Raw genomic sequence first — 12465 nt, 5'->3', positions numbered from 1 at the left:
AAATTCCTAAACATTACTCCTAAAAGTGGCTTATTAATCATTTCATAAATTAAAATAATATCAAAAAGGTCAAAAAGTTTAAGAAGTTCTAAAGATTCAACTACCTATAAACTAGCATTAATTCTCTTTAGCGTCAATTTAATTTGAAGGTAAAAAACAAGTGAAATCCTTTAAAACTGGGGAGAAAATATCATAAAATCAATAATTATCATCTTCACAAAACATGTTTTATCAAATGAAAAATATTTTTAGATAAATGATAAATTAAACATATGTAATAGAACACATTTTTGTGAAAATAGCGATTAAAATTATATTTAAAGTAACCGTCGATTGTTCAAATATGGTGAGCTATAATAATGGAATAACTTAAACGAAATTAATCAAGGAGTTTTAGAATGGTTGCTAAGTTAAAAGATGTTGCTCAATTAGCGGGGGTCTCAGTAACTACTGTTTCAAGAGTAATAAATAATTATGGTTCTTTAAGTCAAAAGACGATTGATAAGGTCCATGCAGCGATGCGAGAGTTGAATTACCAACCAAATGCCTTGGCACGGGCAATGCAGGGAAAACCATCTAAGTTTGTTGGCTTGATTTTTCCTAATTTAATTAATCCATTTTTTGCAGAATTAGCAAATGAGCTTGAACATGAGTTATTTAAAAAGGGTTATAAAACAATTATTGCATCATCGGCACAAAACCCAGAAATAGAGCATGAATACTTAAATATGTTGATGGCAAATCAAGTAGATGGGATTATTTCGGGTTCTCATAATCTGGGGATAGAGGAATATCACCAACTTACTGCTCCCATTGTTTCTTTTGACAGATATCTTGCCGATAATATCCCAATTGTTGCAGCTGATAGTTACCACGGGGGTGAATTAGCAGCGAAGTATTTGGTAGAACATGATGTAAAACACTTGGCGGTAATTGTGGATGAAGATACGTCTGTTTCACCTACCATCAATCGGATTCAAGGAGCACTTGATTTTTTGAATAAACAGAAACGAGATTTTGAACCTTTAGCTATCCAACATTTGGATCTTGAGGCTACGTTCCCTGGTAATTATGATGGAGTGCTGGCTTCTAATGATGTTCAAGCATTAACGATTAGCAATCTTTACTACCAGGCAGGAAAGCAAATAAATAAAGACTTTTTTATTACAGGTTATGATGGCTCGCGATTAATTCGAAAAGTAGCGCCTTATCTTCCAACAGTAATCCAACCAATTCCATTGTTGGCACAAGAATTAATTGAAACCTTAATGAAGCGAATAGAAACACCTCATGAAAAGATAGAAACTAAACTTGTTCCGGTTGAATTTTATCAACCAAAATAAGCAGAAAAAGGACCTAGAAGAAAGTGATGTTTTCTTTTAGATCCTTTTTTAGATTAGAGCAGAGAAATATTATTAGTTCTGCTTTAGAAAATATTTAGCTTTGATTTTGCTACAATGGTATGAATGGTAATGTTACTTACTTTGCATGAACCGTTGAAGCAATTCGACTTCTTCTGAAGTTACTGGAGTATTGGATGATTTAATTTCGTGAATTCGTTCAACAGATAAATGACTGCCGAAAGCAACTTCATTATCATTTAAGTCATTTTCGCGCTCAAAGTTAATCAATTCTTGAGCAAGCTCACTCAAATTGTCCATGAAAACATTCCTCCTTAGTAGGTATATTATTAAATAATACTAACCTTATCTCTTATTCTAAATCAAGACACAGTTTGTTACCAAAAATTAGTTTAGCACAGTTTGAACTTATCCTTGTAGTTATTTTATTAAATTTATTCGTTTGTTATTAAGATTTAACGACAAGTGAATCAATTTGTGTGATAATCATAGTAAATAATTTAGAGAATGGAGTATTGAAAATTATGAGTTGGAATTGGCTAGGATGGCTATCGTGGATATGTGCAATTGCCTTTTTTTGTTATGTAATCCACTATATCCGTGTTAAACAATTAATGCTGATTGCGAAGACAAAAAAAGTATTTAAATTAAATTTAGTGATTCGCTATGTGATCTTATTAGTTGTCTCGTTATGTTGGCTCGGGGGGATGTCATATCTCACATTTTTCCGTCCAGTTGACATTAATAATCATCAACAAACACAGACTTCAATTACCTATCGCCCACTTCAAATGGGAAATAAGTCAGATGATTTCTATTATGTTTTAGCGACCCGTAGTAAAAGCGGCAAGCACCCAATTGTGTCATATACGTACTGGGCTGGAAATGATAAATACACAACAAATTCCCGGTATGGATCAGTTGCTGATGGATCACGGATAGTTACCTTAGATGCGAGTGCTTTGCCATGGGATAAAAAGCAATTGGAAAAAGAGGATGCCAAGACAGGCCATGCTTTTGCAGCGGTAATGGATGTAAAGTATAAAAATACTGCTATTAATGGTCTAGGGTTAAAGGCAAATCATAGTGCTGTAACCTATACGCTTTTACGTGTACCTTCCTCTGATATGGTATCTGAACGTTAAAATGGAACAGCAAACAGTAAAATTAAAATGGGTTGCCCTTGCAAGTCTGTTAAACAACACAGGGGCAGCTTTTTTATGGCCACTTACAACTATGTATCTTCATAATTACCTTGGCCAAACTCTGACGACTGCTGGCTTTGTGATGTTAATAATGTCGATTGCCATGATGATGGGAAATTATTTGGGAGGGTGGTTATTTGACCATTGGAAACAATATCAAACAGCTATTTTAGGAGTTAGCCTCTCAACACTAGCGATATTCTTATTGATCTTTATTCATGGTTGGCCCTGGTATGCTGTCCTAATTACGATTAATAGCTTTGGGGATGGAATCAATGCCACGATTGTTAATTCCTATGGGACGTTGGTCAGTGATCATTCTTCCCGTTATGTTTTTAATTATATTTATATGGCCTTTAATATCGGAGTTGTGATTGGAACGTTGCTGGTGGGTGTTCTTTTACCGATTAGTGTAGTGGTAGTTTTTGCTGTAGCAACAATCTTTTATGCCTTGTTAATGCTAGTAGTTGTTTTAACATTTAATGTGGCTGTAGATGCAATTAAAAATAATTCAGAGATCCAAGAACACTATCATGTTTCCCGCCAATTGCATTCGCGATGGATCGTCTTGGTTTGGTTTATTCTCATAAACTATATTACGGTTCATTTAAGTTATTCCTTATGGGAAAGTGTAATGGCAGTCCATATGACAAACATGGGGATTCCATTCTATGCCTATAGTATGTTATGGACATTAAATGGGGTATTAATTATTATCGGCCAACCACTTATTAATAAGTTAAGTCCCTATGTTCGTTTATCAACGCAAATTATTGTGGGAATCTTCATTTTTGCCTTATCTTTCCTCCTGTTAATTTTTGCTCGGACTTTGACAGCTTTTGTTATTGATTTTGTAATCTTAACAATTGGTGAAATGACTAGTTTTGCTGGCCTACCTGCTTGGATTGCTCAACTGACTAATGTCGACGAAGCAGGGCATTACCAAGGCTTGCTTAATATTATGATGTCGGTTGGACGGGCGATTGGTCCGTTGTACGGTGGATTTGTCATTGAAAAAGGAAGTTATCAATTTTTATTTATTTCAGTCTTTTGTCTAATGACCGGTACTCTGATTATTATCTGTCTTTATTTATGGTATTTACACCGAGTTCAGCGGCGGCTTAATTTAGATAAATGATACCCAAAATCTGTAAGCTATGGTAAAATCACTAATGTATTATAAAAGCATTGACGTAGAAACAAAGTGCCTGTGTAATTGACAGAGATCCAGTTGAGCTGAGAGCTGGGAGCAGACATGATCCACCTCTACTAGCTGAAAGGATGAATTTTAGTAGTCTGTTCCGGTGATTCCGTTATCGTCAGGAGTTAACGCAACTCCATGAGGCAGTGACTGTGAGGTTACTGTGAAATAGAGGTGGAACAGTGATGAATATCGCCCTCTAAGGCTGTTAAGGTCTTAGAGGGCTTTTGTTTTTATACGTAACGAAAGGGGAAACACAGTTAATGGATTATCAAAAGCCAAAGGGAACTGCAGATATCTTACCAGGAACTACAAGTATTTGGGAAAAAGTAGAACAAAATGCGCGCGAAGTTTTTAACCAGTTTGGATACCGTGGAATTCGAACACCGATGTTTGAAGACTACCATGTTTTTTCACGAAATGTGGGCGATACTTCAGATATTGTTGAAAAAGAAATGTACGATTTTCATGATAAAGGTGATCGGCATATTGCATTACGTCCAGAGGGAACAGCGGGAGTAGTACGGGCTTACGTGGAAAACAAGCTCTATGGGCCAGAATATCCTAAACCTTTTAAAGTTTATTACATGGGGCCAATGTTTCGGTATGAACGGCCACAATCAGGACGACAACGTGAATTCCACCAAATTGGGGTTGAAGCATTAAACAATGAGTCACCACAGATTGATGTGGAAGTTATTTCAATGGCAATGGCGCTCTTTAAGAAGTTTGGAGTGCCAAATGTTAAATTGGTTATTAATACTCTTGGGGATAAAAAAGTTCGTGAAGATTACCGTGAAGCATTAATTAACTACTTGAAGCCTCACTATGATGAATTGAGTAAAGACTCTCAAGAACGTTTATATAAGAATCCATTGCGTGTACTTGATAGTAAGGATGAAGGCGATAAGAAGATTGTTGCAGAAGCTCCATCAATCCTTGATTATCTTGATGAAGAGTCACAAGCTTACTTTGACGAAGTACAGGCCTTATTAAATAAATTAGGAATTGAGTTTGAAATTGATACCAATATGGTGCGGGGCCTAGATTACTATAACCATACTATTTTTGAAATTATGTCAGACTCACCAGTATTTGGTGGTGGGTACACGACTGTTTGTGCAGGGGGTCGTTACAATGGTTTGATTAGCCAGCTCGGTGGTCCTGAAGAAGGTGGAATTGGCTTCGGAATGGGTGTTGAACGATTAATGCTCTTACTCCAAGAAGAAAATCCTGCATTTGCTCCTCAAGACCAACTAGATGTCTTCTTTGCTAGTGCTGATCAGCAAGGAGATGAAATGGCATTTGAAGTCCTCAGTAAAATTCGTCAGCAAGGAATTGTGGCTGACAAAGATTACAGTGGGGTAAAAGTTGGTAAGCAGATCAAAGAAGCTTTCCGTCGTAATGCGAAGTACTTTGCAGTGTTTGGCGCTCGTGAAGTTGAAGAAGGAACTTTCCAATTAAAGAATGCTGCTACTAAGGATGCAACAACTATTAAAATTAGCGATTTTGTAGCAAATCCAACAGAATATTTGAAATAACTAAATTAAAAATGAGTGGGAAAGTACTTTCTTAATAAGACTTGTCGCTACTAAAAAGGCAGAAACTAAGAGATCATAGAAAAATTCTCTTAGCCTCTGCCTTTTTTGAATAGGATATTATTTTAACGGCAAATATTTCCAAGGGCGTTGTAATTTACGTCGCGGTTTGCATAATCCTCTATTAGCTTGTTTACAAGACGGTCTAATTCTCGTTGTTCATTTTCACTTAATGTGTGGTAAGCAGCTTCAGCAATCTTGTCACGACGCTTTAGCAAATTATCAGCAACTTCGATACCTTCAGTGTTAAGCTGAATTTTGTAGTCTTCCTCGTTAATTGGGGTAGTAGTTGCCAAATTGTTTGTTACTAATGCTTTAGTAGCATCTTCGAGGTCACTTGGCCGATAATCGAAGTCGTAAATTAGTTGTTTGCTAGTTAAACCGTCATCATGTTTACGTAAAATCCGGAGAAGGCGGTGGAAATTGTGACGATCAGGAAAACCTGGTAAGCAATAATCACCATGACGTTCTTCTTCAATGTGTACTTGGCACTTTAACATTGATTGGTATTTTTCAAAATTTTTAACATCTATAAATAATTTGGTTGTTAATTCTGACATATTATTTACCTCCAAATTAGTTCACTGAAACGTTCGTCACTTATTATAATAATATTAATATTCAGTGATTAATAGTAAAACGGCTCGGTAAATAATATTCTAATCAGTCTACTGCATAGGTTCCCATATCATTTGCGACGACAACATTTCCTGCGTAATCTTTTCCGTCATTCTTAGTTAAGCCAACTTTATTATAGGCAAAAGTTACGGTTGTAGTAGCTCTGACAGCAGTCCCCATTACTTCTCCCGTATCAGTATTAATTCCTGATGGCATATCTACTGCAACGACAACTGCATCAGTGTTATTAATCGCATTAATCGCGTCGGCATAAGCTCCTTTTACTGTACGATCGATTCCGATTCCAAACATTGCATCGACAATTAATGTTGCCTTATTAAGGACAGCGAGATCAGAGGTTTCGGGAATTTGATAATATTGCGCGATTTTTTCTTGTGTTTGGTGTTCAGAAGACGCATGTTTAGGATTACCTATATTGAGGATTGTTACATGGGCACCAGCAAGATGTAGCAACCGTGCAATGGCTATTCCATCCCCGCCATTATTTCCACTACCAGCAACTACTACCACATCTTTTAGCGCGATCGGAAAAGCATGTAAAATTTCATCACGAACGGCTAATGCAGCTCGTTCCATTAACACAAGGGAAGGGATACCAATTGTATTAATGGTGTAAGAATCGTAATGTCGCATTTCTTCTGAAGTAACAATTTTATCAGTCATAATCTAAGCCTCCTAAGGTTAAGATACATTTTTACTGTACCACTATTTTAGAATTATGAGGTGCAAAGGGAAATTTTTTACGTATATATTAATTAAGAGAATAAAAAAGTAAGCTAGCTTGCAAGTTTTTTACCACAGTCCGGTTAGGCGTTCTTTTAAAATAATAAAGAGGCTGGGGGTTCCCAACCTCTTAGAGTATTAATAAATAATAACAGGTTCATTTTGCTTTAAATCATGAAAGGCTTGTCCCGCCACGCTTGGTTGCATATTAATACAGCCGTGCGAACCATCGCTTAGGTAAGCAGTCTTGGACCAATTGTGACGCCAACTTGCATCGTGGAAGCCACATCCCGTTAAAGTAAACGGCGACCAATAATTAACTTTACTTGCATAACTTGAGCCGTCATCGTTTTGTCCACGGAGAACGGAAGGACTTTGTTGGTACATGATATACCAGACTCCCTTTGGCGTTTTGTTGCCTTCGTTATTAGTCCCACTAACGATATCTGTTTCAAGGACACATTTACCATCTTTGTAGAAATAAGCTCGTTGGTCAGCTAATGAAACCTCAGCATAAGTGTCGCCAATACCATTATTGGATGTAACATTGTAGCCGAGTCCAGCAGTGTTATAGCCTTTTCCTTCAATATCGTGCTCGCCATCAACTTCTTGGCGACCATCGATAATTGCTTTAGTTAATGAATTGCCAGCTTTTTTCTCGCTAATTTTCCAACCATAGGAACCATTAGCTGTAGTGGTAATTTCTGCTCCAGAATGAGTTCTAAATTTAAATGGCTTATCAAGAGTTGCATGTTTCTCATTGATTTTCTTTACTTGTTTATTTAAGGCCGTAGTGTCGAAATGATACTTGCCGTTTTGATAAGTTGCCCGGGTAATAATTTGATTGGTAGTGAGGTTATACTTTTCATTTTGAACGAGGTAAGTAACTTTCTTTCCTTTTAACTTATTTAACTGTTTTTCCTCATTCTTAACGGTTTTGCTATTTGCAGCAATCGGTTGTTCCTTATGTAAAGTAATATTAATTTTAGTACTTCCTGCTTGATTGTTTAGTTGATTAACAGCATTTTGTAAATCATATTTATTACCCTTAACCGCAGGAACTACAGAAACTTTCTCATTTTGGTAGATCGCGTAAGCATCAACGGGAGCTTTACGACTTGTGTTAAGTTGATGTACCTTGTTAGTTAATTTGTTTTTAGCAATATTAAACGAATCTTGATCAAAGTTATCTGGCTTTATTGATAAGTTCGTTGCTTTATGTGATGGGAAAAATGTAAACTGCTTTTTCAGTGCTTGATTAAATTTTTGTTCATCATTATTGCTAAAATTAGCCTTCATGGATTTAGTTTGGTAAACTAGCTTATTGTCAACATATACCTTGGTTGCTCCTGAGGTCCCCTTTACCTTATCAAAAGCTTGCTTGGCTGTTAGCCCTCCCACGGCAATGTTATTGATGGTTACGTTTTTATTGAAATGATTTTTCTGGTGAACAGTCATCCCCGCAATCATTATAATTAATAATGCTCCTATTCCTGCTATCCAGTATTTAATATATGAATGCATTGTACCTTCCTCAAATCGAAAATAAATAATTACGTTCCTATCTTAGCACGGAAAATTGATAACTCAATAAAGAATTTATAAAGTTACCGTGTTCTTAAATAGCGATCAATACCATCTAAAAGAAACTTAAAAAACAAACAAATATTTAATAGCAGAAATACTTTAAAAAAGATCCGCCAATTAATTATTTTTAATGAAAAGTGAAAAAGATCGTAAACAATAACTAAAAGAATAAAAAGGATGTTGGCTCGTAAAATATCCTTTGACCATTTATGGTTGATGGTATACGACCAAATATTTGATATGAATGAAAAAAATGATGTCATAGTAGAATCCTCACGATTATTACGCAAGATTTGCATAAATGATAGCAACAATAAAGAAAAAGATAGCAGTTAAGTATGAAACTTTAAGATTATCTCGCATTTTGTACACCTTTTTTAAAGTATATTGAATAAAAAATTCCCTATAATTATAATAGTGATGTTTTGAATTATCTGTAAAGGAGAAATTAATTTGAACTTACGAGTAAAGCATTGGATTTATGGAATATTTTGCTTATTAGTAGCAATAATTGCAATTGGTCCAGAATTACGTGCTACTTCGAATGCCCATCCCCAAAAAGCAGTAGTTGAATCGCAAGTAAAAGAAAAACCAACACAAGAAAAGAAAATCGATAATAGTGAAAGTCATATGCGAACCCCAATTGATTGGCATAAGTCCTCGGAAACAGTTCCGTATCCAGATTTGAATAAAGTGAAGGACTTTTGGATTAAAGTTGACTTAAAAAATAATCGGACATATTTGTATGATGGCTCAAAAGTCATTTATACAATGTATAGCACAGGTGGAATTTATAAAAAAGATCCTAAAACTGGTAAGCTGAAAAGTGTGACCCCGATAGGAACATTTTATGCTCAACAAGAGCGAGGAGATAGCTTCTTCAATCAATCGTTGAAAGAGGGAGCTAATTACTATGTTTCTTGGAAAAATCATGGAGAATACTTGTTCCATAGTGTTCCGACTAAAGCAGATGGAAAATATAATGAACAAGAAGCTGCTAAACTTGGAAAAACACAGGGTTCTCACGGGTGTATTCGGCTTTCAGTGCCAGACGCTCAATGGATGGAAAAGAATTTGCCAGTTGGTACTAAAATTGAGATTGTCGGCTAATTGTGTAGCGCTAAAATCTTAAAGATAATCAAGAGTAGATCAATTATTAGAAAGAATAAAATTATTTGAATGATTGAAATTTTGATTAATGGGATGAAGTATGTAAGAAGGTTATAAAAGCTAATTATAATTAGCAAAGTGAGATTACTTCCAAGTAAGTGATTAAAAAAACGTCCATGTTTTAGGCGTGAAATCATATTAATAGTCCTCCTTAACTATTAAGGGTGTGTTTTCAGGTAAAGTTTGCAGCCATTTAGCATCGGGGGTTGACACCTGGATAGTATTTTCAATTTTGGGTGCTTTTCGTAGATTGCGTGAGACCTGATGATTATTCATATCTGTAACGGGGGTTTCAATGTAGTTCCCATCGTTAACGCCTAACCAGTTCTTAGCGATGGCTTGCTGGGAACCATTAATGTGATAAATTTGCTGCCCCCGAGCATGAAGTAAGCGAAAAGAATTTTTTTGTGCTGGTAGATTAATCTGTGCGTGGATGATGTAAATAACTTGGCGCTTATTTGAGTTAATAACTAGAATTCTTTTTGCTTGTTTGATGGCGACCAATTTAATAGGGGCATTATCGATCTTAGGATATGCCCAATTTTCAGAGGAACGGTGGATATTAGGGGCGCGAAGTCGATTTTGGTTAAGAATTTGACTTGTTTTGCTAGCTTGGGGAATAAATCTAGCAGCTTTATATGTATAAAGATTAAAAATTAGAACAAAAATAAGGAATAAACCAGTTGAGATGAAAAGCAGCGATTTAAGTTCTTTATTCATAATGAATTCCTTTATTATTTATTATTAAGTTTATCTTACCGTACTTAGAGAAAATAGGAGAATAGATTTTATGAAAAAATTGACAGTTTTTATTTTATCTCTATTCATGATGCTAATGGTGGGAAGTCAATCAGTATTAGCAAATAATCGAATTGATGCTTCTGCAGCGATCATGGCTGATGCTTCAACAGGGCAAATTATCTATAAGCAAAATGTAGATAAGGCTCTTCCCGTGGCTTCAATTACAAAATTATTAACTATTTTGGTAATTGAAGATGAAATCCAACAGAAGCAACTTTCATGGGATACTCAAGTAAAAATAACTCCTGAAATTGCGGCTATTTCTAATGATGCTGCTTATTCTTCAATCGGACTAAAATCTGGTCAATCTTATTCAGTTCGGACATTAATCAATGCAGCCCTTGTAAAGTCAGCTGATGGGGCGACCGTCGCACTTGCAACTGCTACCGGGGATGGAACCGATGAATTTAATCTTAAAATGATGCAAAAAGCCAAAAAAATTGGAATGACTAAGACAAACATTGTTAATTCGGTTGGATTAGATAATGGAGATATGAAAAGTTTTAAGTTAGCTGATCTTCCTAACAATGCTGCGAATACAATGAGTGCACGTGATGTCGCTATTTTATCGCAATACTTTGTAAAACATTATCCTGAACTTTTGCAAATTACAGCACAAAAAGAAGTAAAATTTCAAATAGCAAAAGATCAAGTTAAGACTGAAAAAAATCTTAATAAGATGTTACCAGGAGAGCAGTATGCTGTAAAAGGGGTAACGATTGATGGCCTAAAGACGGGAACTTCGGACAGCGCAGGAGCTTGTTTTGCAAGTACAGGTAGGTATCAGGGACATCGCATTATTACTGTTATCTTACATTCAAAAGGGAGCAATAAAGATAACCGATTTAAGGCTACGCAGAATTTATATAAGATCCTTAAAACAGAGGACCATTTACAAAAAATAAAGGTTCCATCATCAGTAACAACACGTAAAGTAGCTAATGGTGTTGAAAAAACAATGAAACTCACGCCACAACATGTAACTATCTGGAGTCCGTACGATACAAAAACGAACTATACAATTGGAACACAATATAAAAAGAAAAAACTAGAAGCACCTATCTGGAAAGGGGAACGTGTTGGCAACTTAAGGATAACGAGTGATCAATTAGAAACGCTTAATGGTGAACCCTTAACTTACTCTCTATATAGTGCTAATGATGTTCGACGGGGAAACTTTTGGCAACGTCTTCTACATTAAAATAATTTTTGACTGCATTATTGTTCTTAGGCTTATAATCTAAGTAAACAAAAAAGCGGGTGAAAATTATGAAAAAAAGCCATATTGGGATTGGTGTAGTGATAGTAATTGTTATCTTGGTAATAATTGGTGGTGCAGTTTGGCGTCAGCAAAAACATAGTAAGTATGTGCAATCAACAACGCCAACGCTATTTTTCCATGGTGGAGGCAGTAGTTATCATGCAGAAGAACACATGGTAAATGCTGCTAAAAAAGCCGGGGTAACGAGCACAGTCCTGCGAGCTGATGTTGCTAATAACGGAAAAGTTACTCTTCATGGTTCAATGCATAAAGGGGCCATCAATCCAATTGTTGAGGTGAATTATGATAACAATAGGCAGTTGGATTTTAATAAGCATGGAGAATATGCGACAAATGTTGTAAAAGCATTACAGAAACGATATCGCATAACTAAGATTAATATGGTTGGTCATTCCCTGGGAAATATTTCGATTATTTACTATATGTTGCAAAACGGTAAAAAGCAGAATATGCCTCAATTACAAAAACAGGTTGATATCGCAGGTCATTTTGCGGGATTGAATTTTAAACAAGTACCTGCTGCTATCCAGCAACCAGTTGGAATGAAATTAAATAAAGACGGAAAACCAAATGAAATGAACGCCACATATCGTCAAATGACAGAAGTTCGGCAAACTTATCCGAAAGGTCAAGTAGCCGTTCTTAATATTATTGGTGATATTGGCAATCATTCAGATGGCACTGTTGATAATGCATCTTCGTTGTCACTTAAGTATTTAGTGGCTGCTCGGGCAAAGTCATATCGTGTTCTAAAAATAACAGGAAAAGATGCTCAACATTCGAAACTTCATAATAATGCTCAAGTTGATAAGGCATTAATTAATTTCTTGTGGGGTAAATAACAAAAAAGGGACTGTGACATAAGTTAATTTACTTTCATAAAAAGCAAATACGCAGT

General features: G+C 35.7%; 12 protein-coding genes. 7 read left to right on the top strand and 5 right to left on the bottom strand.

Annotation, left to right across the window (positions count from 1 at the left end):
* The first annotated feature begins 398 nt into the window (after positions 1 to 398).
* Positions 399 to 1343 (top strand): LacI family DNA-binding transcriptional regulator, encoded by a 945-nt coding sequence (locus LMC10_RS08375; protein ID WP_078009733.1) that lies wholly within the window; start codon positions 399 to 401, stop codon positions 1341 to 1343.
* A gap of 132 nt (positions 1344 to 1475) precedes the next feature.
* Here LMC10_RS08375 and LMC10_RS08370 read toward each other — a convergent pair whose 3' ends face one another.
* Positions 1476 to 1661, bottom strand: coding sequence for an LBP_cg2779 family protein (locus LMC10_RS08370; RefSeq protein WP_003665077.1), 186 nt, complete (start codon positions 1659 to 1661; stop codon positions 1476 to 1478).
* Between the two features lie 224 nt (positions 1662 to 1885).
* On the opposite strand from LMC10_RS08370, the gene LMC10_RS08365 reads away from it, so the two are divergent.
* The 3 genes from LMC10_RS08365 (at position 1886) to hisS (ending at position 5308) form a co-directional block, all read left to right on the top strand.
* A complete protein-coding gene (locus LMC10_RS08365) occupies positions 1886 to 2506 on the top strand; it encodes an LVIS_2131 family protein (RefSeq protein ID WP_003675343.1) in 621 nt (206 codons plus the stop codon).
* Position 2507: 1 nt separating this feature from the next.
* Complete coding sequence (locus LMC10_RS08360; protein ID WP_229269513.1) at positions 2508 to 3704, top strand: MDR family MFS transporter; 1197 nt, start codon at positions 2508 to 2510, stop codon at positions 3702 to 3704.
* A 326-nt stretch (positions 3705 to 4030) separates the two neighbouring features.
* Entirely contained in the window at positions 4031 to 5308 is a 1278-nt protein-coding gene (gene hisS, locus LMC10_RS08355) for a histidine--tRNA ligase (RefSeq protein WP_229269512.1), read from the top strand.
* Positions 5309 to 5430: 122 nt separating this feature from the next.
* Here the strand turns inward: hisS and LMC10_RS08350 are convergent, their stop codons facing one another.
* The 3 genes from LMC10_RS08350 to LMC10_RS08340 all read right to left on the bottom strand — a co-directional run bounded on the left by LMC10_RS08350 (position 5431) and on the right by LMC10_RS08340 (position 8251).
* The gene (locus LMC10_RS08350) at positions 5431 to 5925 is read right to left on the bottom strand and encodes a helix-turn-helix domain-containing protein (protein WP_229269511.1); all 495 of its coding nucleotides are present in this window, start codon (positions 5923 to 5925) and stop codon (positions 5431 to 5433) included.
* Positions 5926 to 6028: 103 nt separating this feature from the next.
* Complete coding sequence (locus tag LMC10_RS08345; protein WP_229269510.1) at positions 6029 to 6667, bottom strand: NAD(P)H-hydrate epimerase; 639 nt, start codon at positions 6665 to 6667, stop codon at positions 6029 to 6031.
* A gap of 198 nt (positions 6668 to 6865) precedes the next feature.
* A complete protein-coding gene (locus LMC10_RS08340) occupies positions 6866 to 8251 on the bottom strand; it encodes a L,D-transpeptidase (protein ID WP_229269509.1) in 1386 nt (461 codons plus the stop codon).
* Positions 8252 to 8767: 516 nt separating this feature from the next.
* Here LMC10_RS08340 and LMC10_RS08335 point away from each other — a divergent pair.
* Entirely contained in the window at positions 8768 to 9424 is a 657-nt protein-coding gene (locus LMC10_RS08335) for a L,D-transpeptidase (RefSeq protein ID WP_229269508.1), read from the top strand.
* Positions 9425 to 9622: 198 nt separating this feature from the next.
* Here the strand turns inward: LMC10_RS08335 and LMC10_RS08330 are convergent, their stop codons facing one another.
* Entirely contained in the window at positions 9623 to 10204 is a 582-nt protein-coding gene (locus LMC10_RS08330; RefSeq protein ID WP_229269507.1) for a hypothetical protein, read from the bottom strand.
* Between the two features lie 70 nt (positions 10205 to 10274).
* Here LMC10_RS08330 and LMC10_RS08325 point away from each other — a divergent pair, with 70 nt between their 5' ends.
* On the top strand, positions 10275 to 11486 hold the full coding sequence (locus tag LMC10_RS08325) for a D-alanyl-D-alanine carboxypeptidase family protein (protein ID WP_229269506.1): 1212 nt from the start codon (positions 10275 to 10277) through the stop codon (positions 11484 to 11486).
* A gap of 68 nt (positions 11487 to 11554) precedes the next feature.
* On the top strand, positions 11555 to 12409 hold the full coding sequence (locus tag LMC10_RS08320; protein ID WP_229269505.1) for an alpha/beta hydrolase: 855 nt from the start codon (positions 11555 to 11557) through the stop codon (positions 12407 to 12409).
* Positions 12410 to 12465: the final 56 nt, after the last annotated feature.

Origin of the sequence: Limosilactobacillus reuteri subsp. simiae (genome assembly GCF_020784875.1) — a bacterium.
Lineage (GTDB): Bacteria > Bacillota > Bacilli > Lactobacillales > Lactobacillaceae > Limosilactobacillus > Limosilactobacillus reuteri_H.
Note: the sequence above shows the minus strand (reverse complement) of the source record. Positions and strands in the feature narration are given on the sequence as shown.

Coding starts and splice junctions, on each gene's coding strand:
- LMC10_RS08330 (WP_229269507.1), bottom strand. CDS start 10,204: ATGAATAAAGAACTTAAATCGCTGCTTTTCATCTCAACTGGTTTATTC.
- LMC10_RS08345 (WP_229269510.1), bottom strand. CDS start 6,667: ATGACTGATAAAATTGTTACTTCAGAAGAAATGCGACATTACGATTCT.
- LMC10_RS08320 (WP_229269505.1), top strand. CDS start 11,555: ATGAAAAAAAGCCATATTGGGATTGGTGTAGTGATAGTAATTGTTATC.
- LMC10_RS08340 (WP_229269509.1), bottom strand. CDS start 8,251: ATGCATTCATATATTAAATACTGGATAGCAGGAATAGGAGCATTATTA.
- LMC10_RS08365 (WP_003675343.1), top strand. CDS start 1,886: ATGAGTTGGAATTGGCTAGGATGGCTATCGTGGATATGTGCAATTGCC.
- LMC10_RS08325 (WP_229269506.1), top strand. CDS start 10,275: ATGAAAAAATTGACAGTTTTTATTTTATCTCTATTCATGATGCTAATG.
- LMC10_RS08375 (WP_078009733.1), top strand. CDS start 399: ATGGTTGCTAAGTTAAAAGATGTTGCTCAATTAGCGGGGGTCTCAGTA.
- LMC10_RS08350 (WP_229269511.1), bottom strand. CDS start 5,925: ATGTCAGAATTAACAACCAAATTATTTATAGATGTTAAAAATTTTGAA.
- LMC10_RS08360 (WP_229269513.1), top strand. CDS start 2,508: ATGGAACAGCAAACAGTAAAATTAAAATGGGTTGCCCTTGCAAGTCTG.
- LMC10_RS08370 (WP_003665077.1), bottom strand. CDS start 1,661: ATGGACAATTTGAGTGAGCTTGCTCAAGAATTGATTAACTTTGAGCGC.
- hisS (WP_229269512.1), top strand. CDS start 4,031: ATGGATTATCAAAAGCCAAAGGGAACTGCAGATATCTTACCAGGAACT.